Origin of the sequence: Mesorhizobium sanjuanii (genome assembly GCF_002529485.1) — a bacterium.
Taxonomy (GTDB): domain Bacteria; phylum Pseudomonadota; class Alphaproteobacteria; order Rhizobiales; family Rhizobiaceae; genus Mesorhizobium; species Mesorhizobium sanjuanii.
On sequence record NZ_NWQG01000097.1, the window covers coordinates 1 to 23,978 of the forward strand.

Sequence of the window (23,978 nt, forward strand, 5' to 3'; positions counted from 1 at the left end):
CCATCGAACCGCCTCTGGCGTTACGATCTGCGGAGCGCACGTTCGCGCCGTCGCGTAGCGTCCGCTTGAATGTGCCGATCCCTGGCCGATATCGCCCAGGAGTCTCGATACCTGCCCCCGTCCAAAGATCACAAGCAAGATGAGGCCCACAATTAGCCAGTGCCAAGCGCTCGCCAAACCCATTTCATCCTCCAAAGAACCGAATTCAGCCGCTCAGATAAGATCACCAGTCGTGGCGTCTCAAGAACAAGCGCTTTCTGTCGGTTGCCTCACTATTTTTTCCAATCGTCCTCAGAATAGGTCCTTATATTCACCCGAGCGGCAAACCGCGGGCCTGAATGGACATATGTCTCAGGCGAGAAGATATCTTCCACATAGACTGGCTCTCTCGCATAGGTCGCCGGCATGAATGTCTCGATTTCTTCAGCATAGACGTAGACCGTACCCTTGCCGAACAAGCTTAGTTCGGACTTCGGGATACATTTTACCCATTTGCACCTGGCGAGACTTTCGCTATCGTTACCAAGCGCCCCCTTCCAGCTCCTAATCTCAGTCCGCCGAAGGTCATCGCCTTCACCGCACTCATGGACAAGCCGAAACCGGACCGTTGGCCGACCGAGTAGCAGTTTCCGACCCTCCGCTTCCTTGTCTTCAGGGACAGGGTTCTTTGGAATGTGGACGCCTTTATGGGTAGGTCCGGAAACCGTCGCCTCGAACTGGTATTCCTCCCCCAGATCGAACACAGTCGCATCCAACGACCGCTCGGGAAACAGCTGAGACCAGACAACAACCGGCTCTGAGACCTGTAGATCCTTGCTGATCGCATTTGGCTGATAACGAACCAACCCGAGCCGCACAAACAGATTGGGTGTCATCGGGGCCGGTATCCGGAGATCAACAAACCATTGCTCGCGGTCGACATCGAAACGAGGTTCGAAGGTGAGAAGGTCCGTCTTTTCCAGAACGGTGACATTGTCTTGCGCCCCTGGCGGCCTGGGAATTTGGATCGGCACGACAACGTCTTCGACCAGTATTGGTGCGCTGCCCTCCCACGGCCGGTCCTTACCTTGAAATGTCTTCTGGGTAAGAGGTTCGCACAACTGCGCATGGTCCTGGCGTATCGGATCACCTCCCCAACGGGAGATGAAAGGCCCAATCGGTCCGAACTGTTCGTCGGATGCGGTCCCTGCCAACTGCTGCGCCACCACATCAGCAGACGGAACAATAACGCCAAGCAGCTCACCTTCGCCTGACGCGAACCACCCGCGCTCAAGGTAGATGCGCACGCCGGCGTCGCGGGTAAGCTTGCCTCCCAAAACATCGTCGTCGGTGGTTATGCGAAATACCGGCACCGGCGAAAGGCACGCGCACTTGGCGGGCCGGACGCTAGAGGGAAGCCAGACGGTAATTGTGCCGTTGGGGTCGGGAGGAGCGCTGCCGGTCGAGCCAGGCGGCGCCGCGCTCTCAACAGACTGTTCAGGAGGCTGCAGCGGCTGCCTCACACGCACAACTGGCAGTGCGCTGTCATCGTCATTGGTCCAACGAGCCGCGGTCTCGAAATCGGGACCGAAACGTGACACCGCCCTGAGCCGAAGCTGAAGGTGACGAGCCTTGGAGTCTGGGAAAGCGTGAAGTTGCGATGCGGTGAACAGCGTCGCACCGCCTTCTTCGACCACAGGCTTCCCGATCATGGCCGCCAGATGTGCAAGCGAGAGCTCAATGACATCCTCGGACTTGGCCGCCGCCCCTGAGCCTTTGGTACCCGGCGGAACGAGAGGCCCCAAACCGGGGCCGCCAAGATTGTCAATCCGCAGCAACATAACTTCGGACCGGTGCAGCGACACCTTGCCTGTCGCCAAGTCGATCTTACTGAACCCGTAGACGTCGAGCTCGTCCGCCGGAACTCTCTTGGGTGGAATCCTCACGTTCTTTTCGTCAAGCACCACCGTCTTGTTGGGCCAGGCCCCCGCAACGCGCGCCTTTGGTGCACGGCGGCGGGAAGGATCGTCAATCAGCACATCCCGCGGGGAAACACAGGTGGCGAGGATCTCGATCGCCGACGTCGTCCGGCGGTCGAAAGCGACGCGCCCGGAAAGGACATAACTGTTGCTGCCCGGCCGATTGTCCAACTTGCGGCGGAATTCCTCAACTTGGGTCATGTCCAGGACGGGATTAACGACCGGCCGACGAGGAACGTCGTCTGGGCCACCAACGAGCGTGTCATCAACAGATGAGGCGTTCAAACCCGTGCGGTAGATGCGAAACTCGGAACCTTCACTGTCAAACTTAGCTGGCGTGAGCGGCCGGTTTACCGCATGCGCAACACGCACTGTCACAAAACCCGCAATGTCTTCAATCGGCCCGCCGCCATCCAATTCGACGGCTGGTGCGGTTGCCGCAGCCGCATTCGTTATGGAGTTTTCCACCGGCGAGCTGGGCAACGCACTGGCATAAGCGATGAGCTCCGTCGCGATCGATTCAAGCTCAGCGTCGTTGGGAACGTTGAAAAAACCGGTCGTGACGTGCTCGGAAACCGCATCAGCGTCGGAGCCTGAAGTCGGCGCTGAGCTCCGAAGGATGCCCTTGTCCAGCCTATAAGCCCCGATCATCTCGGTCAGCGCGAAATTTTGGGCCAGGTCCTTTGCAGATGGCAGATAGAACGCCTCAAGATCGAAGTCCGCGCCCTGGGACAAGGTCAGTTCAATCTTCTGCGCACGTTGACTTCCGGACTGTCCGAATGTGTTTCCGTCGGTGGTGATCGTCACCGGTGCCCCGAAGCTGTCCTCGCCGGCCACCGAGTTCTCGTCCGCCTTTTTGATGACGACGACCGTTGGCATCGCATTTGGATAGACGGATTTTTCGTCGTAGACGGCTACTTCGCGGGCAGGGCCGACATACCGACCATCGCTGCGGCGGCGAAGCCGGAGAAACATCCGTTGCGCATAAGGGTCAGGATAATATGGCCGCCGGATGAACGCTGCGTCGGCCCCCGACTTTGCCAACAGCTCGGTACCCGCGAAGATCGCGGCGCCACGTGGTGCCGGCTCGGGCTTGTCGCCGGTTGTTTCGCGGTTCCAGCCCGGAATAAGTTTGCGCCGCGTCGGTTCGAAGCCGAAGGCGCGCTGTTCATCGATCATCGCAATTGGGAAGCCGCCCTGGCGGGTAGGATCCTTGAGCGTTCCGCTCTTTGGCCTGAATACGCCAAAAGCGACCCCGGCAAGGCCGCCGGCGATAACCGTTGCGCGGTTTTTGGAGGCATCCAGTTTGCCAGCGCGGAGCAACTCTTCCAATGCGACTTGCGGCGGAACGAATATTCGAACGACAGTCTCAGACGACATGCGGTCGGTCGCCGTGACGTACGGCCGGCCTCGCACCTTGGGTTCTAACTGGGCCGGCTGGGCATAGCCCTTCGGCAGACTTCGCAAAACCGCAGACTGAACAGTCTCAAAGTCCATGTCGCTGATCGATGTGCCAAGGACGGATCCCGGAAGAAGAACCATTGGCGCGCCGATCGCCTCGTGGCGCACGAAACGGCGTGTCGGATAGCTTTTGTGGTCTAATTTCGGGTCTGAGGGATACGTGAAGGCTTGTTTGTCGCGGTTGTAGAGGTCGTCGGCGACATCGACGCTCAACGAATGGCCTCCAAGGAAGACCGCCCGCATGCCAAACCGATAGCCGTACCCATAGCGTAACGGCGGCGCCAACGCTGCCGTTGTGAAGACCTGATTGCCGCCGACCGTCGGCAAATTCTGCCGCTGCAAGAAGGCAACCTTGTTTTCGACCTTTCTGTCCCCTTCAGTGGCGATCGGCGGCGCCGTGCTGACGCCCATGGGAGCGCCGGCCCACGTGGCATAGGCCTCATCGACGAAGACATCTCTGTCAACTGCAGTCCCACCAGGGCTCGGCGCCAGACGCGCGGCAGGATAAATGATCGCTTCCTCTATCGTGCGGGTGCCGGAGGCTTGGCGCGGTTGCAATATCTGGTCCTCGACGTCCAAGGGAAAGAAGTAGTCGCCCGTGTCGTCATCGCCGCGCAGTCCGTAAGAAACGCTCCTGGCTCCAAGCGCGCGCCAAGCAATTGATGAGCCACGTTCGATCCCCGCGTCGAGTCGGCGGCCCACCACCAAATCGTCGGCGAAGAGCGTTATGACCGCCTTACCCCCGTTCGTGGATGTGCGGCCGATCTGGCCGCGCACATCTTCTGCCCGGCGTCGATCGATCAGTGTCATCCCAGCCGTTCGAAAACCGCGCTGTTCCCCCCCGTCGGGGCTCAAGGGCCTTACAGCGGCTTCGGCGGCGTGGCGCACATCCAGCGTCACGACATCGTAGCGCGGCAATTGCGTTTTATCGGAGCATTCGACACTCATCCTAAAAAGGCCTTCGGAGAGGTTCGACGATGTGTCGGAGCGTGGCCAGCCATCCGTGCCAACCGCTGTCCAGACCCGGTTGACGTCCTTGGCAGGTTCTCCCGGATCCAGCCGCCTGTCATTTGTTCTTGCCGCAATTGTGAAGGCTGGATCGCCGCCCGCCGAGACCCAGCTTTCTCCGGCGACCGGATTGGGCAGCTCGACGTCAAAGGCAAAGCCGAAGAACCGCGCCCAGACAGGCGAGGAGACGATGGCCTGATAAGACGCGACAAGGCGATCAACATTGTCGTCTTGAGCGGTAGTCGTCGTGCCTTTCTGAGGCCAGGTTCCAGCCGTGTGGCTGGCCTGTGCTTGCTCGAGCGGTGGCGTAAAATCATCGCCGAGCTTCGGCTTGGGTATGGGATTGCACGTGATCGTATCTGCCGCGGATTGCATCCCCTGAACCACCGCGAGCGCGGCTATCAGTTCGGCGCGCTTTTGAGCTGCGATTTCCGCGTCGATCGCACCCGCCATTTGTGTAACGACTGCCTTTTTGTCGTCCTTTGGCTTCAGGACGTAGCTCGCATCGACATCGCTGGTGTCCGATACAGCCGGATCCCGCAGCCTGCGCGGTTGCGGCGCGCCTGAAACGACGCGTTCGTGGACACGGACGGCACGATTTACCTCGAGCCCCAACGCCAGGTCTCCTTGACGGACGGGATGCACGGCCTTCACCGTCAGCGTCTCGCCCGGCTTGACCGGCTGCTCCTTGTAGGATGAGTCATCCGCGTGCAGGTCCACTTGCGTGGAGGACACAGGCGTGGCGAGGCCATTGGCAAAACTCTGCGATGCAAGCGACAGATCGATCGTCTTGAGCAGCGTCTCCCACCGTTCGGCAATCTGTTCAGTGCCGTCCCAGACGCCAAGTGTCGACCAGGCTTTGTTAATCTTGCCTTGATCAGTCTGGGGTAATCCAGATTGTAGAATCATTGCCGGGCGCGGTTGCCCTGCCTTGGCCGTCGGTTCCGTCGCCACGACTTGATAGACGTCCACCTGGTTCGACGCATTGACGATCAAGGACCGGATCCTGCTCGGCCATTCGTTTATGGGAATGCCATTCGTCGCCCTGGCCGGCGTGACGATCAATGTCATGCGAAGCTTGCCGTTGGAGAAGCCGTTGGGCACCAGGCGCAGCACCGGTTTGACTTTCGGCATCTCGGTCATTTGCTGGCCACCGACTTGAGTAGGTCAAGATCAAAATAGGAGAGGAATTCTGACATCGTTGCTTCGCCGAACGGGCTTACGACCGGCTCCACGTTGGGCGCCATCGTTTGGCCCGACGCTGTGCTTCGTGTGATGGTTGACGCATCGACACCGTCGGGAACGGCGTAGCCAGCTCTATCGTCGTTACTGATCGACTGTGTTCCGCCGCCGCTGCCGATGGCTTGCCGCTCGTGCCGCATCGTCACAGAGAAATCGTAGTCGACGATGCCCATCGAAAAGGAGAAAGTGAAAGTTGCCACACCTTCCATGGTGCCGCCGCCCTTCATGCCAAGGCGGACGTAGAGCGAAGCGTAGAAGCTGAATATCCAGATGCTGGCTTCGCCGCCGGCGAAGAACGTCCCGTAAATGTCGGTCACAGTGCGCATGCCGCCGCCCGGGATCGGCACCTTCATTGAACGGATGAAGAAGCCGGCCGTTATCCTGCCCTTCGCCACAAGCGGACCAGTCGAAAAGTCAGCAACACCACCAAATTCGAGTGAAGCCTCTACGCCCCGAAACCCTTGAGCATCAGCAAAGATCGCGACATAGCCCCCGCCTCCGTAAGGCGGAACCGAAATCAGGAACGGTGCAAGTGTGCGCCCCAGCGCGAAGCGGAACATCGCCGCATCGCCGTCGAACGGGAGCTCGGCTGCCGCATTGAGCAGAATATTGGAGAAGGCGATCCCGCCAAGTTGGATCGTGCCGAGGTTGATGCCATATCCGGCCAGGATGCCTGGCCTGCCGCGCATCGGCTCGATGAAGAAGCCGCTGCCGTCCTTCGAAGGCGACATGTAGACCTGCAGCTTCTGGACGAATTCGAGCTTCTTGCCGATCTTGAAGTCGTTGTAGTGAACGTCGAAACGGGGCGAGCCGCCTAGCTCGAAGCCGAAATCGACGCCGTCGAAGATCAGCTCTACAGCATCGAATATTTCGCCAATCAGCTTGACGTTGAAGGGACCGATCAACCCCTTCGCCTTCATGTCGGCCTTCGCCTTAAGCAAGTCGATCGTCGCGACCATCGAGAGCTCGAAGCGGCTCGGCGCCTTTGGGGTGAAGATGCCGCCGGTAACGCGCGCGACCTTGGCGGCGTCGAAATCGAAACCCAGATCATATTTCAGAGTGCGCTTGACCGGGATGAGCTGCGAGATCAGCTCCTCGACCTGGTCCCGCATCGCAGCGATGTCGACCAGCGCCGCGAGATTGCCGCGGGCGATGTTATCCAGAATGTCGCCAATGTGGCTGGCGATCTGTTCGACGGCCGATCGCCCGTCGGATATAGATTGGCAGTAAGCCTGAAGCAGATTGCGGCCGACGGTGACCGGGTTAGGCATGCTTGCAAGCACGTCGACGGCCTTGCTCTCTTCGAAGAGCTTGTCGCATCCAGGCTCGAGCGGATTGCACGCGTCGGACAAGGGCTGAACGAGCAGCGCCTGCCTGACCGTCGCGGCGGCCGCAATGGGCAGCTCGTTGACATTTTCGAGTATGCCCGCCCGGATCTTGGTGATCTCTTGATAGCCCGTCTTGAGGGCCTTTAGAAGTTCGAGAACCGGAGCGTCCAAAAGATCAAGGGCGAGCGTCTGCGGTATCCCTTCGATGCGACCCGCAAGAGCGGCGTAGGCTGTCGAGAAATCTTCGACGGCGGACTCGATCGCGTCGGTGCGGGCCAATGGAGAAGCATCCTTGAAAGCCTCTGCGACGGTAGTGCCTGTGCCTGTGAGTTTGGCGCCAAGCAGGCCCTTTACCGTTGGGTCGGGCGTCGCATCCAAAGGCGGCTCGATCTGCAATTGGGAGATCGATTTCGCAAGATCTGTGGTGTCAGTCTTCAGTTTCGCCAGTGCAGCGGCGAGATTCGCGCGCTCGGGATCGAGCGCCTTGGGGATTGAGTTGATGATCCCCTCCCCGAACGAGAACACCTCGTTGGCGTCCACGGACGCCGCGCTCGCAAAGATTCCGGCGCCGCGGAAGATCGACTTGAGCGCTAGCCGTAGGCTAAGCGCGACCGATTTGTCCCATTTCGCGACCTCGGTCTTAAGCTTCGTTTCGTCAAGCTGGAGTGCAGTTGCTAACGCGGCCAACGCTGCGGCCGCAGTGATCGCCTCCAGATGTGGCGACAGCTTGTCGATGATGGTCGTGAGCAGAATGCGTGTCCGGCTGAGGCCCTGCCCCATCTCTTTCGCCAGGACCTGCAGACGCGCGAGCGCAGGCCCAAACGCGTTGGCATGGAGTATCCCGGATACGCCCGCAGCCTGCACCATCCTGACGAGTTCGCGATGAGCTGATTGGGCTTGCCCAACCAATGTGACCGTCTCACAAAACAACTCGCGGTAAAGAGGCAGGACCGCCCTTAAGTCTTCGACTGCGGCCGGAAATGCTTTGATCTCGGCTGGGAGCGGTGACAGGTTCGCGAGGTCTTGTGACGCTTTCGTCAGCTCGTCAGAAGCATCAAAACTGTCCAAGACGGACTTTGCGAATCCGGCCAGGAAATGCGCTGGCGCCGATGTGGCGAACTCTTGGTCGATCCGGGCGGCAACATCCTTTGCGGCAGTATTTGCCGTGGCGACGTCCCCCGGTTTGGTGTCGGCGCGCGCGCCGACAGGCAGCTTCGCAACGCAAGCTCCGATCACGAAATCGGGCAATAGTGGATCGATCTTGCCGGCGGTCACGGTCGGGCTGGCCAATGCGACAAGGCTCTTAACGGCGTCGTTGACAAAAGCTGTAAGCCGCCGCCTGACCTCTTCCTGGATATTACTTTCCTCCAAGGCGACGATGTTCACGCCTAGATATTCGCTGCCAAGCTGGACCAGAAGAAAGAATATCTGCCTAGGGTCCTTGGCCTGAAGAAGATCCCGCGCAACGGCCACCAGGCGTCGTACAATGCGCACCCTTGCTACCCATGCCGCCCATTCTAGCGGCGGCGCATTGCCGTCGATCCACTGGTCCGCTTTCGTCTCGGCGATTCTTAAGCGTTCCCGATAGGCAGCCAGGGCTGCCCGTAGCACCTCCTTTGCATTCTCGTGATCTGGGAACAGGTATGCGATCCCAGCAATTGAGGGCTTAAGGAGATTAGTGACATCCTCGGTCTCGGTTGCAGCTATTGCGCTGCCGATAACCTTACTGACCGTTTCCTTTAGCGCCTGCGCAGGATCAAGGGTTCCATCCCTGAGCCCTTGGCCGACACTCTTGAGATCGACCTTGATCTTCTTCAATTCCACGAGAAGGGCCGCTGCGAGCTCTTGAAGATTGCTGTCCTGCTCCGTAGCCCGTTCGATCGCCTCGATGTCCTGCCACGGCAATTGGTCGATCAGATAGGCAATCAGGCTTGCCTGGATAGACAGGATTTTCTGCTCAACCGATTGCTGTAGAGCGCCAACAAGGTCGGTGGCGACTTTTTGATAGGCGTCGACCTTCGCCTTGATGTCTCCGCCGATCGTGTCGATCTGAGCCCGGGCCGCCTGCTCAAGGCGTTCGACCGGGTTTGCCGCCAGTCGCGCCAGTTCACGCATGAAACGACGGCCCGCTTCGTGGACCGCCGCCAAACGCCCCACGATTACGACAGGATCGGTCTCAGCTATCGCCGCGATGAGCGTGGCTTCCAGATCGTTCAGACCCCTGTCAATCTCTGGATAGAGCTTGGCCAGCGATGTCGCCTTGATGTTCGGCGTGATTAACTGAAGGGCTTTGAACGCATCCTTTTGCGCCTTTGTCTGAAGGTCGTCGAGTTGCGACCATTCCTTGCGCGCCGTTCGAACCAGAACCAGAAGTGGTGACAGAACCTCCGCTTGAAGAAAAGACAGCGCATCCGCCGCGCCCTCCTGAAGACGGCTAAGCGCCTGCGAACCGTATTCCACGGCCTCTTGCAGGGCCGGAATCGCATTAACGCCGCCAACAAGCGTCAGCAGCTTCATCAGGGACTGGAACGATATGACGCCCAGCAACTTGGCATCGGCGCTGAAGAAACTCTCGAAAACGCTCGTCGTCGAACTGCTCTCAGACGGTGGAGGCGGCGGGCCGCCTGCAGCTGGCGCTGCAGGTGGCGTTTGGGGCGGCGGCACCGAGAAATATCGCGCTACCGACACAACCGGCCCGCCAGTCTTAAATTCACTGAACAACCCGGTATCGGACGGTTTGTAGTCGTAAACTTTCTGTTGAGGCTGGGCGCCGAGAATGCCTTTAGAACGGCTCAACCCAACAATATCCATATTGGGCCGACCAACCCCCCCGGACTGATTGCCATTCGGGCCCATGCTCATTTTTGGCAGGACGGATCCGTCGACATAGAGGAACGCTTCCGCAAGGTTGTTTCCGGCGGCTTTGCTGGCCGCGGAGTTGTCTCCCGCCGTCGGTTCACTGGCGCCTGCATACCCGTCAGGCCTCGCCGGAAACCCACCCAGAACGTAACTTCCGTCGAACCGCACCCTGACCGCTCCAATGGCCGCACCTGACATGGTCTCGGCCTGCTCTATGCGGATGTTCGCGTACGACATCACCGGATAGAAGGGCGGCTGGTCGGCGCCCTCCAGCACACCGTTGTTGGTCGTAAGGTCGTTCTGGCCCGGCCATGTTGCCAGGTCGCTACTGGACCGTCCCTCGACGGAAAGCACGACCTTTTCCGTCGAGAACGATGTGTCGCCGTCCTTGACCGACTCGGCGTAGCGCAGGGTCTGGCCACCCATCATGCAGGTGCGCCACTCCTCCTCCAAACCGTGGTAATGCTGAAACAAAGCCCTGAGAGCCGTCTCGTTCTTGGCAGCAATCCGGTCGACGAAGATGAGCGGCATTTTGGTGCGACGGCCATCAACGAGGAACTCGAACTGTACGCGCGCATCCGGCGTCATCGCGATCTGCGGCCAGAACGCCAGACCTGGCTGGTTCTCCAGGAATATCCGCCCGCTCGGACTTGTTTTTGAAGCCTGCGTATCGAACTCAAGCGTTGGGTCGACGATGTCGGGCGTCTCCCGTGTAAGCATCGTCACGTCTTCCGAACACCACTGCCGTCCTTTGTTCGGCTGGCCAACAGCGGGGTACTTCTTTGTCGGCGCCGACACGCGGACGAACATTCTCTGACGCAGCACCGCTTTGATCTCAAAGTCGCATGCTTGGTCCTTCCGTTTTTCCGTTTGGGCCGATGTGCCCATGTCCATCTTGACCAGCACGCGCTCGGTGATCTTCACGAGCGATGCCTTGTGGCCGAGCGGGAACAAGTAGCCGGAATACACAACGGTCGCGAGAATGTCGCGGCCTAGAACGATAAGATGTTGCCACCGTTCGATCGACAAGCCGTCGAACATCGAGCGGCCTTCATAGTTGATGCCGGGTGCGGGAGGCAGAAAATTGGTGTCGTGATTGAGGAAACCGCCGACGGCGCTCAATGCAAGTTCTGCGACATCAAGCGGTTTCGGCCGGTAGAATGCCACATCGCGATGTGCGTCGGTCATGTGGAAATCGGCTCCGGGAGCAAATTGCCCGGATCGTTCCACGAGGTCACCCGCCTTGGAATCGCTAGTGCCGATCTGCTGGCGGCGTCCGGTGACCGGCAAGCCATAGGCCGATGACAAAAGCACCAGCTCGTGCCGATCATAGGCGTCGAGCGAGGTGCGGAACGAGTGAAGCTCTGCGTCGCTGTTGTAAAGTTTACGCAGCCAGAGCATCTCGCAGATTCGCTGGAACATCGTTGGCGAGGGACGCGGTATGGTCGACACCGCTTGCAGATATTCCGGCAGATTGCCCTTCGGGTCCTTGCAAACCGACTCGTTGGTATAGTCACGCTGCTCCGGTCGTTTTCCGGACTCGAGATAATCTTCAGCTGCCTTAACGTCGCTCGGGCTTACACGAACGCCGTCGATCTGCTCGCGCCGCAGCACCCACGGTGCCCATGGTCCGCGCGGCGGCGGACCTGCAAGACGAGGGACCCCGGCACCGCCGGGCGTCACATAGCCAATCGCCTCGGGACGGACGTCCGGGGACCAGATGGCTCTCAGGCTGGGCTCGGCGTCTTTGGTGATAAGCCGCGCAGTCCATAGCGGTTCATATGAAGTATAGTCCTTCTTGCCAGTTTCGATCGCCGACTCGGACGCCAAGACGGGGACAGTCTCGAACAGATCCAGTTCGCCGCCTTTTGGCTTGGGTTTCCTTATTTTGCGCGGCGCTTGCCAGATCGCGTTCTGGGCCGTCGAGAGGATGACACGCGCCGGAAGCTCGATCCGAGTCTCCAGGCCCGCCGGGCGATTGCTCAAACTCGCGCGCACCTGTCCGAGATGTGCTTCGGAGATTTTGGCACCGCGTTTGAAGCCCTGCTGAACCAGGATCGCCTCGTCGTCCACGCTTGCAACTCGCCCGACAACCGGCGGAATGGCGCCCGACTTCAGCGGCTCGTAAAGCTTTCTGGCCCTGACATTGACATGCGGCTCATGCCGCGACCAGTTCGTCAGCTCCTCGAATGTAAAGGGTATCGCGCCAAACCGTTGGACCCCGGGGCCAGGAGATCCCGGCCCATTCACGGGGTGGCGCGGCAAGCCATTGACCTCCCCGGAGTCGCCTGGCGCTGCCTCGATGTTGACCCGGAAGGACAACAAGGTGCGGCCCGATAGCCGGGCCATCGCAAGCCTATCATAGGGTTCCCGACCCGACATCTCGTTGATGAACACAGCCGTAAATGTGTCCTGAAAGTCCGGTTTTGGCAGAAGCTCGTTGTCCGGCACCGGCGTGCGGTTACGATTGATAAATTCGGCTTTCGCTGGATCGGAATCGGCCGCACCTTCCTTGATCGCGTAGGTCCGGAAGGAATCGCGCCACAATCTGTACAGCGGAAATGCCCGCTCGGCGTCAGCTTCAGCCTTCAGCAAGCTTTCAAGGGACTGCTGGTCGGCATCCTGGCTTTTGACCTTTCCCGCCTCGGCAAGCATCCTGACGATGACCTGTGCCAGGATCTTGTCCAATTCTCCGGCCTGCCACTCGCGAGCTGCTATGATCGCCTTGGCCGATATCTCGTAGGGCCCGATATACTGGCGCTGATCGTCTGGAAGGAGACCGTCAAATTTGGAATCGAGCAGCTCGGTCCGCAGCTTTCCAAACAACCGATCGCCGGGCTCGGTGATATTATCGGCCTCAAATTTCACCTTCTTGTCTGCAATGTTTGCTCGAAGCTTGGCGCGCTCCTCAAGCTTGGGTTCGATCTTAAGCTTTTGGATGAATGACTCGAGATTTCCCTCGTCCTTCGGCCAGGGAACGTCAGGCAGCGGTCCGGGAGATTGGCGGAAGAATGCTTCCTCCATGACGTGCTGGGGCGGGAATTCGACTGCTAGGATGGGCCGCGCGTCGATCACATAATCGTCGCGAGGATCATGTTCGACCGTGTCATCTTCGAGGTTGTCGCCCAGCCTGCTTACGACGGTCTGTCGCGCATCGGCGCGGGAAGGACGCAACATGCGCTCGATCCTGGGCGGCGAGCCGTCGGTTGGATCGACCTTAGAAAAGACAAGGATGAAATCGGCAAACTGAAACCGCAGGTCGACCAGATCGCTATCGCGGCGCGCATGGAGTTTCGCACGACCGAGATCGAGCGAGGCGATCTCGCCTGCCTTGTCGGGATTGCCAAGCCAGAGATGACCATCGGGCGTGCTCCACGCGACCTCCGGCAAAATGAGCGAGGGTAGCTCCAGGCCATCGCCATAGTCGAACCTGAAATGGCTTCCCGCAAACGTCATGGAGCTGTCGCTTGTTCCCGACAGCGCAATTCCGAGGTCGTACAGCGCCACATCCGCATACAGTCTTCGCACGGCGTCGCCCGTGCGCTTTGCGGTCTTGCTGGTTGGGCCGGCGGCTTTCGCCTGACTTGTCTGGCTTGGCTGTTTTGACTTGACCACAGTCGGTCCAGATGTCCGGTCGACGAGCAAGTAGAACGTACGGCTGGAAATTCCTCCCCGGTCACCAATTGCAGCAGCCGACACCGCGTCGAATTTCTGCGCCACCTTGCGGGCGTGGCGCTCTGCCTCTGTCTCGCCCTCTCTTTCCTCCTCGACCGCCGCGCTCGTGTCTGCTGGTAGCGGCCCAACAACCATAGTGCCAACCGGAGTCCGTACCCGCGTCTTTCCTCCGTCGGTGCCCGTGCCGGTCATGGACCGAGATGAACCAACGCTATCTTCTGCGCTTGCGTCGGCCGACTTCGTCTTTGTCAGGCCGCCTTCAGCCTTGGCAGTTTGGTCGGTATTGAGCGGCGGCGACCGCTTTCCTCCAGCGTCGGCGACTACGACGTCCCGCCACACAGACCGGCCGTCTTCATCCACCGATACGATTCTGGTGATGGTCACATCATTCAGCGGAAGGTCCGTGCACAGCGGAACCTCCACCAGCGGCTGATCGCCGGTTCCGACGTTCAAAGGCCAGATGCACTGCACGACCGCGACTGGCGCCGAGAAGAGCGCGACGATGGCGCTCTGATCGACGCCGCCTTCCAAGACAACGGTCGAAAGGGAATCGAGCTGTCCTACATACAGTTCGCCAGATGGCGCATCGCCGGTTTCGGCCGATTGACCAAGACCAATGGCGATTTGCGGCGCGTCGGCGGTTGAAACGACCGTGAGAGGGTCTCTCCATTTTGCCGAACACCGGGCCACGAGTCGCCGCCGTTGCGCAGGAACGGAAGTCCCCTCTGGCAGGACCCAGCCTAAAGTCATCGTGCCGAGAGGAGCCGCCGGGTTGGTTGCTTCGTCGCCTGCGCGAAGTGGAGCCTCTCCGGTTATGCTCGCACCCTTAGCGGGTTTTGCAGCAGTTGGAACCGGCGCCAGGACACATCCGCCGAGCGCCGAGATTGGCGGCGCTTGGCCTTCTACCGGCTCAAGTGACCACAGCAGCTTGGCATCGAGCCCCACAGTCATGTTGCCGGCGGCAGAGAGCTGCTCGTCGAACATCTTTTTCAGCACACGATCGAGCTGCTTCGCGGGGACCGTAGCGAAAAGCCGTTTGGTCGATCCTTCGCTTATGAACTCGTGGAGTGGTCCCGGTTCAGATTTTTCTTCATGACCGATTGGACTGGTCGCGCTGTAGGGCCACACATTGGTTTCGACAGCGACTGTCCAATGGCTCCGGTCCGCACGCGCAAAATGGAACGTGGCTTGAAGCGGCTTTTTGCTTTCGTCCCGGACATAGCGACCCCACAATACATCGCGAACCGACAGACGCCGGCGAACCAGACCGCCATTGGCGACCGGCTGCTGCGCCGCCGAGTTCCAGTCCAGATAGTCCTGCCGGTCTAAGTCAAACCAGGCATCCGGCCCAAAGGCGGTAGCCTCAATTATCCAATCCCGGTGAGGGGTGTGTAGCGGCTTTCCCTCCGCATCCACCGGAGGAATGCGTCGCACAATTACACTGCGCTGGTCGTCCGATAAAAGGAAATAGAGTTCTGCCCCCGCATCTACATCGTCGAAACCTTGGGCATATGATAGCCCACTAGCCGCGACGGCGATTGGCGTCGCCGCTACACCGCCGAGAAACCCTCGACGAGTGATTTCAACTCTCTTGCCGCCTACTCCAGTCCCCCGACGCATCGCCCGCCCCAAGGCCATGTTAGAAGAACAGCATCTTCCAACCCGTCTATTTTCCGATGCTACTCATATGAGATGCCAAGATGCAATATTACCGACAGATAATTATTGTCGATCCAACAATTTTTCTGGGCAAGGACTTCGCCAACACGTGGGTCGCGGGTCAGTATCGCGACGGGTGCGCAACGGGCAACACGGCGGCAACTACAGCGACGTCGCTTAGTCTTGCCAATTCAAGCTCCACCCGTCGACGGGCTAATCGCAGCGGTCTGTTAACCTTTAAATCTAGAACGTGCGTCTACCAGGCGATGTGGTGCCGGGGAGAACTCCTTCACTCGTCGTGCTATTTGGCGCTATACTTGATCAAATTTCAATTCCAGAGGGGCTCGTCCTGACCACAATCCACAGGTATATTAGTGATATGTAAGATGCGCGTCCGGAACACAAATGTCACGCCGTTGCGATCAATTGCGTAAGATGGAGATCACTATGATGAAGATCCGAAGATTGACGATCGGTCTGGCATGCTTAGCGACGGGACTTTGGCCTGCAGCCTCGCTTGGCGGATGTATGGATACCGATAACGCGTTTTGGTCAAGCAGCTCCGACCAAGGCAACCAGAGACACACTGTTCCAGCTGATGCGATGCCCGCTCGACAGCGATGCGATAACAGCTAGCCAGATTGATCAAGTGGCCTGCAACTGGTTCGTTGCTGAGGGGCTCAAGCAGTTGAACGACGTAAATGACTTCACAATAGACACGAATGGCCACTAGATCGCAGACTATGTTCGTGCTCATACGGACACCTGGTCGACCCTCGGCTTGGCAAACGACCAATCTGTCTTGCAAAATGCAGTTGCAGGTGCGGCGAACGGTCAGGCGGTGATCGCAGTGATGAGGGGGATCCGCACGGTCACGTCGCAATCGTGCTGGGCGGGGACCTAAAGTCCTCGACAACTTGGAAGGATGCTTCTGGTCAGCCGCTGAAGGTCCCCAACTCTGCAGCCTTCAGCCTAAACCATGTCGACAAAGCTTATGTAGGCTGTCGTCTGTCCGCGGCATTCAGCGACCCTTCAGAGGTCGAAATCTTCTGGAGGCTGAAGTAGTAGAACCAGAGGTGCTCTGCGACGCTGTGAATTGAAAGATATGAGCGGCGATGTAATACTATACCAGCAGAAACATATCGGCAATAAGAAGGGACGCTATCCATGGATAAGATCGTTAGCATACCGCTAGTGACTGTTCTTTTGTGCCTAGGGTCAACAGCGAAATCAATTGCCGATTACTCGGTATTTCGTGGCGATATCGGCACAGGCACTTGCCTGGTGAGGGACGCAGAGTCGGCGGGGCCACAATACCCGGAAGTTCTGGCAACTAAGCCAACTGTGGAGGAGGCGTGTTCGGCCGCGAAATCTTTTAAGACTGACAATGCCGGAGAACAGAAGAAATGCTATACCTATGTGGACGATACCGTGGCGACTTGCCTGGTAAAGGGAGTGACGTTGAGCCCGTAGAATGCTGCGGCATAACGATACTGAACCCTGACCTAACTTAGCCGCACACAGCGGGCTTTTCCACCGGCGACCATGGCGCGACGTTTAATCAGCCACAATGTCAAGACGACATGGCCACCAAGCGCGGCTTGAGGCGTATCTGGTTCGGATCGTCGAGATGGAGCCCCGACAGGTGATCTTTCCAGAAGCTCTGCACCCGGTCGCTTTGGGTGGTGAGTCGAGCAACGTTTCGGTAGAGGCCGGTCGTCCTGCGCGTGATTGTGGCAGCGAGGGCGCGTCAGTACTCGTCGGCCCGCATGATCGTCATCACCCGCGATGTGACGTTCCGGTCGGAGGGGTCGGAGGAATGGCAACGGCGGGTTAGGTCGTAGTAGTCGATCTTCCAGATGATCTTGATATCGCTGACCGTCATAACCGCGCAATCGTGCTCGCGTAGGGATCGTTCTCGGGAGTGAAACCATCGAACATGGTGATGGTCGAGATGATATCCCTGATCGTCGAGGGATCGAGGGCTGCTATGCCGGCGGTGATGACGATGGTCCCCCCGAGGCGCCGAATCCTCAGGTCGTCGTTCAGCAGTCTGGTCTTGAGGACGGTCTCGTCGAGAGCCAGAGTGATGTCATTGGCTTCCCCGAAGAGCATGTTTGGTTTCTCGTTCGTCATGGTCTTTCCTCTTTCTTGGATACGAGTGGTCCTATCTGGCCGGCCCATTGCCGGTCAGTTCCGCGTTCAAGTTCCTGTTTGGAGTCATTACCCCACGTCAGACGCAATCATTCAGCCGCCGGCTTGTCAGCCGGAGAAAGCTCCAGGACGTCATCACGCGTGACGTCCAGGGTGTTTCCCCTCCGATTAGGACCAGGGTATAGGACAATATTCCTATTTCAAGCCAACAACGAACCAAGGCAGGCCGAAATTGGCAGTCGTCAATTGACGATCGACGGTCCGCGGGTCCCGGGGATGGGGTTTAACCGCCTGCCCCTATCCTGCTGTTGTGCCGTGCTCACCGGCTGGCTCGTTCAGTAGCAAGGGACGTCCTCGGTGTGAAACCGTGATTTCACACCGACTTCCCTCCTCCGGTTTGCTCTGACGTAAACGATGGCAGTTAGTCCAACAGAACCCGTCGGCTGTGGCCCGCGGGTTCCTTCCTCGGGGACTTTCGTACGCCTGCCGGCGCCCGAAACTCTTCACGGAAGCCGACCGTCATCTTCTGGCGTCCAAACGCGATAGCGGACAATAACCTAGTCAGCCTGACCCTATCAGAGCTTGTAGCAAGGTCTTCTCCCGAAACTCACCGCAGCCGCACGAGGCTAAAGTCGAGTGGCGTCCGGGCGAGTTTGTTCCGCGCGTCGGCTTCGTCATCACCAACCTGGTCGCCGTGACGAGGATGCTGTTCGCCGAGATCCTGCGGCTGATCGCCGAACTGCGGCGACCTCCTGATCCTGTGCCACATGAACGGCCTGCAATATGAGTTTGAGCGAAGGCACCGCAGGGATGTGCATTGGCGAGGACAAAATCGCCGTTTCCGGCCTGCGCCGCGGCCTATTTTACTGGCGTCTGGACCATCTTGCTGCTCGCAGCGAAGTTCAAGCTTGCCAAGGCCCGTCCCTAGGTGTCAATCTTGGCCCGAAGAGCCGGTCGGGTAAAACGTCCTCGACACTGCGGCAAATACCATTTGCTGAGGATACATGCTGAGATTGCTTTGGATTGGAGCCATCTCAATTGGAGCGCTGGGAGGCTTCTCAATCGGTCTGCTCATAGGAATGTCAAATGCACCAATCGCGGGTGTTGTGGTTACATCTATTCTTTCAGGTGTTCCTGCCGTCCTTACGTTGTCCAAGAACCGTTCAGCAATTTCATATCAATCTTTAGCTCGGATTTACGTTTCGATTGCGGCTCTATTTTTGACACTTCCCATTGGCTTGGCTGCCGGAATTCATACGCGAAAGTCAAATTGGTACCAAGGCTCGCCGTACGCACAGGAAAAATCTGATCTCGTTATCGCTGGTTTCACCGCAGCGGATGCGCTGGCCTTGATACGAGCCCGACTTGAGAAGGGGAACTATGAACCCGGATCCCCCAGCATTCACTTTAAAACGCTATCCAAGCAAACGTGTAGCGCGTTCGAACCGGCACGTTACGGTGCGGATATCGAGGCTGGCTATCGACAATCCGATGCTTCCCCGTGGAAGGAGTATGCATCGTGGTCAATGAAGTTTCGGCAGAAGCTATCCAATTTGGATGAAGCAAATCAAGAAAAAGCCGTCGCAGCGTTCCTCACTACGTTGTGGGAAAAATCATGCCAATCAGACGAATCGTAACACTCGCGAGCATTGTATGTTGCCTAGGCGTTTCGGAAAGCATCACAACGCATGCGGATCAGAGTACTATTTTGCCTCAAGAAATGTCGGAGTTGGCGGCATCCGTCGTTCGAATCGAAGTGGTCCGCGACGGAAATCTTTTAACGAGAGGAAGCGGTTTCGTTTGGCGCGATACAAGCACGGTCGTGACCGCATTGCATGTGGTCGCATGCACGAAAGGCGCAAACGCGATCAGAGTTTTCTATCCACAAAGGCAAGAAGTTGGATACTCGTCCGCGGAGGTCAGCTCAGTATCCACCACGCATGATCTTGCAATTATTAAGCTAAGCGATCCAAAGACGGACGTAAAAGTTCTAGAAGTTGCTACGGCGGAAAACCTAACGGATGGCACGACAAGAAACCTCATCGTAGCGGGATATCCCGCCGGTTCAGCTAACCTTCAAGGTCATGACCTGAAGCAGCTTCCGATCTATTCGAACACTCTCAATGCCCTGCTAGATAGCGAAACCAAAGCACTGCTTAAAAACGGTTCTCCAAGCCTAGATACAAAAATTATCGTTGTGCAGGGCGGCCTGCAGCCCGGGTATTCCGGCGCCCCTGTTTTCTTCCACGGAAAAGTTGTTGGAATAGGTGACGGCGGGCTAGGAGGAGGCACACGCAACATCGGGTGGCTCATGCCCGCTGCGGCTCTGAGTAAGATAGTCGAGCCACCAACGTCTGCTTCTAACCAATGTGGAATCTTGTCCAAAGCGTATTTCGATTTTTATGAGCCCTCCCCTCAGCATGAGATTATTCTCTCGAAATTAAGCGCGTCAGTTTGGACTACTTTCGACGGGCTCAATCCACCATTCACGGAATACACAAAGAGAATGATTGGGCTTTATCGCAATGCGGTAAGGGCAAAAGACCTCCAACAACTAAGTAAAGAATTCGATGAGCAAGCTCCGTATGGAATCTATACAATCAGTCAAGACTCGCCCACACGATTCCAGACATCTCCCAAATCTGCCAAAAATAATGAGTATGTCGATCACGCTTTCCTCAGCACGCTAGGCTATTCGTTTGCCTGTTATTCTCCATTGCGCCTTCTACAAAGACTTGGTGAAACAGGCTCTGTATCAGAACCTGATCTGCAATTTTCGACGACAGTTCGCGCAAATATCGATTCGTCCTCAAGTACGAATGTCCGTCTCCGTGCCGACATCGACGGAGCGGAGATTGAAATTGCTCAGACTGGAAATCTCGTTGGTAAATCGGCAACTTTGCGAAATGGCGTAAACAGCGCTCGTATGCTCGAAGGCGGTGGGTGTTTAGTCCATCCGACTTACAGCTTGCCGCAGGGAGCCGACGGCCTGAAGCCTCAAATCGATGCTCTTCTCGAAAAGGCGGAACTCGTCCTTGAGTGGGAGCCTGGAGCTGGAGCCACCATGAAATCAAGCAAGATGAGCTTAACCCCGATTGGAAAACTTAAAGAAAAACGGCACGCGCTTATCGTTAGATTTCCTCGTATGGTGGCAGAATGAGCATATCGCTATTTATTCAATCTGTGGGCCTAGTCCTGGCAATTGTTGTTTCGACGCTCCACGCAAATGCTGCGGCATGCCCTCTGGATTCTGCCGGGTCGAAATACATGTACTACGCAGCCGATCCGATGGAGCTAGCAGGCTGCCGTGACCAAAATGGTCGTCTGAAAGACATCTCAATTGGACACAACGCCCTCGGCCCAGCCGTAATGGCGAATTCTGACAAGGAGCTGGCGATCTCGACGGCCGCCATACTACCCCGGAACGATAATGTGTTCTTCGACGGTTTGGCTACGACGATATATGACACGTCGTTTTTTTCGTCGTACTGCGACGTGTTTGGTCAACCGTTCAAAGTTAACAACGCTTGCAACGATCAAACGTTAGCCAATGCGAAACCTCTTCCGCGCATTCCGAGTTCAATACTGCTGACAAATGTTGAGCTCCCACGCGTGTTTGAGGCGAAGGATGTCATAGTGGATGGCGCTTTCGCCTTTCGAGATACTGCGTTGCTAATGGAAACTTGGTTTCGCGTTCGGAACTGCGTGGTTATCGGTGACCTTAGCTTTCAGAAACTCTCCGCAAACCGCCTTCACATTGTCTTATCTAGCTGCGTGATATTCGGCAACATAACGGTTGACAATACGAGCGGGTTGGATCTTTCTATTTCCGATAGCGTAATAGAAGGTGATATCCGAATCGCTGCCAGTAAGGATTTTGGTCTTTACTTACAAACCGTCAACGCCAATGGTAGCCTACTTTTTGATAGGATAGATGTAACCGAGGAGTATTTTATGGATACTGTCCAGATCAATTCAGATATTAAGTGGACATTCCTTAATCAGAGCAATTTGGCAGAGGAAAAGTACACATCTGGTGTTTCCGTCTTGGGCACGGTGACAGTTTCGAACAGTGCACTTGCTGGATCGCACTCGAGTTGGCCCGATGCCATCGCAAATGGATATCTTTCGAATGTAATTTTTGACAATTAGTATAGAGCATCCGCACCCGGCATTTCGGGCTCTCCGAATTCGCGGCAGGCGATCACCGTTAAGGCCAAATGTCCGTGCTGCCGAATGACGAGCTTCGGCCGCGTGACCAACCGGGTGCCGAAAGCAAGCGTGGCGCAGGCCCCATAGGCGCTTTTTTGGGCCAATCAAGGCCCCGGTCGACCGGGGGTTGGCCGCTTGAGGGGCAGGCGCGCGCTGGCGGCCCCTGTATGGCCCAAAAAACAGCTATCGAGGCTGCGCGCCCTTCGTCATTTTCGGCAGCGCTCAATTTACGGCGAGGCGAGGCCAATGGGGGCACCCTTGCCCCCATCAGCCGCCCGCTATCAGGTCACGCATCCGTTGAAACTGCTCACTGTCGATGACGCCGTCATCCAGAAGCTTCTTCAGTCTTTCCAGCTTCTCAATGGGGTCGTGGTACGTTGGTGGCGATGTAGCCGGAGGTGTGTACGTCGGTGAATCCTCCAGCCGCACCCGCTGAACGTCGTTGACAACAAGATTCAAACCGGACTCTCCGCCATCCGCTTGGATCATCGGCGAGATGGAGCGCCTTGAATGCCCAGATCAGGCAGCCGAGCCACACAATTCCGGTTCCGGCGAGCGCCGTGCAGCGAACCAAAATCAGCCATCGGTTTGGGTGACCTCTTGCGAATGCGATAATCGCAGGCAGCTCATAGATTATCGCTGCGAAAAGTAGAAAAGTTCCGATTAGGGCGTAGCCAGCATCCAGGCTGTCATCGGCGCCATAGGCAGAAGTTGAAAAGAGACCGAAGGGCGCCAGCGACCCCAGAGTCGCCACCCCATTGATGGTCGCATCGATCTCATTGTGCCGACAGCGCCCCAGCACCCATCACGTAAACGGCGGCGCTCACCAACCATATCCACAGCGGCGTCAGCGGCGCAGCAGCGATATACCATCGACGAAGGAAATAGCCGACGGGCATCAGGAGGATGAAAGGCAGCAGCCAACGGCGTTGCGGGTTGCAGCCAGAAGCGTTGATCGCCTTGGCATCTTTGTAGGCCAGCCAGATGGTAGCGATGCCTGACCAGATCGAATCCCACCGGCTTGAGGGTTATCTCCATAAGGATCAACTCCGGCGGAAACAAAAGCGACATCAACTGCAAGGAAGATCAGCGGTGAGCAGGCAAGCCACATTGCCCATTTCTCCGTCACGGTCCCGGTCGGGCGAGCGTTGCCTGACTCTTAACAGGAGGTGGCGCGGACACCGGGGCAGCGGCTTGTGCTTGTGGCCTGCTGACCGGCGGCAACGGCGGTGGCGTGTTCGGCTGCGGCAATCTGCAGCTGGCTTTCGTGGGCATGCTTCCAGTGTTGGCCGAAGCTTCCCGTCCACACTCTGGTGCTTGCATCGATGAGCCGATTGGCGAGCATCACGTTGAGGTCGGCCTCGCTCACCGGACCTCGATGGGTGCCGTCATGGTCGGGGAGAACTTTGCGCGCCTTCGGGCTGCCAGCGGCCGGGGCGCCCAGCGCAGAGACCCCGGCAGTCATCACGATACTTCCGCCCTGTGCCGTTTTGCGCAGGCAATCGTTCAGCTGTGCGATGCGCTGCTGCCGATTGCCGAGCGCGCAAGTCTCGTCAAAACTGCATTCCAATCCCATGTGCGAATCTTTCTCGTCTTGGCCGCTGCCACGACCGCGTTCATGCCTGTAGTTGTTTGGGAGGGTTTTGTTGGGCGGTAGCGTTCGGCCACACGCCCAAGGCCTGGAAGGCGTTAGTCGGTATGCTCGGGATGAAGCAGGGCGATGTGGATCAGCCTTCGCGTGAACACCGGCACGTCGAGCCAGTCACGCCAGCGCAGGGTGTAGACGCCCTCAGGGCTGATCTTCACCACCTGCGCTTCGAACCAACCTTGGTAAGTGCCCTCAGTGGCGAGCACGAGACTACCCGGCTCAATCTTATCCCAGTCGGTCGGCCGCAATGCCTCGGGCCGCCTTGGGCCGCTCTCTGGCGCGCCGGTACCCGATGCTTTCTTCGTCTTGCCGGTCGGCAGTCGATCATTGGTGGCGGGCTTGACGGGTCTGATAGGCCACACGTAGGACCTAGGCAGGTGCTCGGCGATCTTATCGAACATCGTCGCCTTCACGAACGGCACGAACGCCTTGCCGCTGGAAAACACCCGGCCCTGCGGCAGCTTGCCCGCCAAATCGCGCAGCTCGTCGGTTGACGCCCGAAGCGCTGCCATCCCCATCATGCCAGCCGCCTTTTCGGCAAGATCGGTTTCGGCCTCGCCAAACCATGAGGCATGAGCCTTGCCACCGTCATCGAGGCCCAAAACTATTAAGGCTGGCAAGGTGGTCGGCGGTGCGGCGGATACTGCGGTATTGGTCATTCATATCTCCAAATGAAAAGAGGCCCGAATTGGGGCCTCATGGTTGAATTTTTCAGATGATGTTTTCGGTGGTGTCGGCGCGAAGCCGCTGGCGATAAACACCGGGGCCGAAGCC

12 protein-coding genes and 1 pseudogene are annotated in these 23,978 nt (G+C 57.9%); 3 read left to right on the forward strand and 10 right to left on the reverse strand.

Features of this window, described 5'->3' with window-relative positions; translation table 11 throughout:
• From CN311_RS33930 to CN311_RS32605, 6 genes are all read right to left on the reverse strand, one after another.
• Window positions 1-183, reverse strand: a 183-nt coding sequence (locus CN311_RS33930) for a twin-arginine translocase TatA/TatE family subunit (RefSeq protein WP_208866509.1), incomplete at its 3' end; no start/stop codon positions are given.
• 89 nt (window positions 184-272) lie between these two features.
• Window positions 273-5,570 (reverse strand): hypothetical protein, encoded by a 5,298-nt coding sequence (locus CN311_RS16035; protein WP_097574749.1) that lies wholly within the window; start codon window positions 5,568-5,570, stop codon window positions 273-275.
• Complete coding sequence (locus CN311_RS16040; protein WP_208866510.1) at window positions 5,567-14,965, reverse strand: AAA family ATPase; 9,399 nt, start codon at window positions 14,963-14,965, stop codon at window positions 5,567-5,569. The genes CN311_RS16035 and CN311_RS16040 overlap by 4 nt, the downstream gene beginning before the upstream one ends.
• 1,975 nt (window positions 14,966-16,940) lie before the next feature.
• Window positions 16,941-17,075: a DUF3768 domain-containing protein gene (locus tag CN311_RS33935; protein ID WP_245440844.1), complete on the reverse strand. Its 135-nt coding sequence runs from the start codon at window positions 17,073-17,075 to the stop codon at window positions 16,941-16,943.
• Window positions 17,072-17,326, reverse strand: coding sequence for a DUF3768 domain-containing protein (locus tag CN311_RS33940; protein ID WP_245440845.1), 255 nt, complete (start codon window positions 17,324-17,326; stop codon window positions 17,072-17,074). The genes CN311_RS33935 and CN311_RS33940 overlap by 4 nt, the downstream gene beginning before the upstream one ends.
• A gap of 625 nt (window positions 17,327-17,951) precedes the next feature.
• Window positions 17,952-18,113, reverse strand: coding sequence for a hypothetical protein (locus tag CN311_RS32605; protein WP_165779723.1), 162 nt, complete (start codon window positions 18,111-18,113; stop codon window positions 17,952-17,954).
• A gap of 235 nt (window positions 18,114-18,348) precedes the next feature.
• On the opposite strand from CN311_RS32605, the gene CN311_RS32265 reads away from it, so the two are divergent.
• The 3 genes from CN311_RS32265 to CN311_RS16065 all read left to right on the forward strand — a co-directional run bounded on the left by CN311_RS32265 (window position 18,349) and on the right by CN311_RS16065 (window position 21,496).
• On the forward strand, window positions 18,349-18,981 hold the full coding sequence (locus CN311_RS32265) for a hypothetical protein (RefSeq protein WP_133117197.1): 633 nt from the start codon (window positions 18,349-18,351) through the stop codon (window positions 18,979-18,981).
• Window positions 18,982-19,064: 83 nt separating this feature from the next.
• Window positions 19,065-20,504 (forward strand): S1 family peptidase, encoded by a 1,440-nt coding sequence (locus tag CN311_RS16060; RefSeq protein WP_208866511.1) that lies wholly within the window; start codon window positions 19,065-19,067, stop codon window positions 20,502-20,504.
• Window positions 20,501-21,496 (forward strand): hypothetical protein, encoded by a 996-nt coding sequence (locus tag CN311_RS16065; protein ID WP_097574754.1) that lies wholly within the window; start codon window positions 20,501-20,503, stop codon window positions 21,494-21,496. Before CN311_RS16060 ends, CN311_RS16065 begins: the two co-directional genes overlap by 4 nt.
• Before the next feature lie 327 nt (window positions 21,497-21,823).
• Here the strand turns inward: CN311_RS16065 and CN311_RS31995 are convergent, their stop codons facing one another.
• From CN311_RS31995 to CN311_RS16080, 4 genes and pseudogenes are all read right to left on the reverse strand, one after another.
• Complete coding sequence (locus CN311_RS31995; RefSeq protein ID WP_245440846.1) at window positions 21,824-22,015, reverse strand: SHOCT domain-containing protein; 192 nt, start codon at window positions 22,013-22,015, stop codon at window positions 21,824-21,826.
• Window positions 22,016-22,076: 61 nt separating this feature from the next.
• A pseudogene (locus CN311_RS33865) lies at window positions 22,077-22,358 on the reverse strand (superinfection immunity protein); the annotation flags it as partial.
• Between the two features lie 357 nt (window positions 22,359-22,715).
• Window positions 22,716-23,132, reverse strand: a complete 417-nt coding sequence (locus CN311_RS16075; protein WP_097574756.1) for a DUF4339 domain-containing protein — start codon at window positions 23,130-23,132, stop codon at window positions 22,716-22,718.
• Between the two features lie 113 nt (window positions 23,133-23,245).
• On the reverse strand, window positions 23,246-23,863 hold the full coding sequence (locus tag CN311_RS16080) for a hypothetical protein (protein WP_133117198.1): 618 nt from the start codon (window positions 23,861-23,863) through the stop codon (window positions 23,246-23,248).
• Between the last annotated feature and the right edge of the window lie 115 nt (window positions 23,864-23,978).

Bases quoted from the DNA above. Each gene is read 5' to 3' on its own strand.
- CN311_RS16035 (WP_097574749.1), bottom strand. From the start codon at position 5,570: ATGACCGAGATGCCGAAAGTCAAACCGGTGCTGCGCCTGGTGCCCAAC.
- CN311_RS33935 (WP_245440844.1), bottom strand. From the start codon at position 17,075: ATGACGGTCAGCGATATCAAGATCATCTGGAAGATCGACTACTACGAC.
- CN311_RS33940 (WP_245440845.1), bottom strand. From the start codon at position 17,326: ATGACGAACGAGAAACCAAACATGCTCTTCGGGGAAGCCAATGACATC.
- CN311_RS32605 (WP_165779723.1), bottom strand. From the start codon at position 18,113: ATGTGGCACAGGATCAGGAGGTCGCCGCAGTTCGGCGATCAGCCGCAG.
- CN311_RS32265 (WP_133117197.1), top strand. From the start codon at position 18,349: ATGCTGAGATTGCTTTGGATTGGAGCCATCTCAATTGGAGCGCTGGGA.
- CN311_RS16060 (WP_208866511.1), top strand. From the start codon at position 19,065: ATGTCGGAGTTGGCGGCATCCGTCGTTCGAATCGAAGTGGTCCGCGAC.
- CN311_RS16065 (WP_097574754.1), top strand. From the start codon at position 20,501: ATGAGCATATCGCTATTTATTCAATCTGTGGGCCTAGTCCTGGCAATT.
- CN311_RS16075 (WP_097574756.1), bottom strand. From the start codon at position 23,132: ATGGGATTGGAATGCAGTTTTGACGAGACTTGCGCGCTCGGCAATCGG.
- CN311_RS16080 (WP_133117198.1), bottom strand. From the start codon at position 23,863: ATGACCAATACCGCAGTATCCGCCGCACCGCCGACCACCTTGCCAGCC.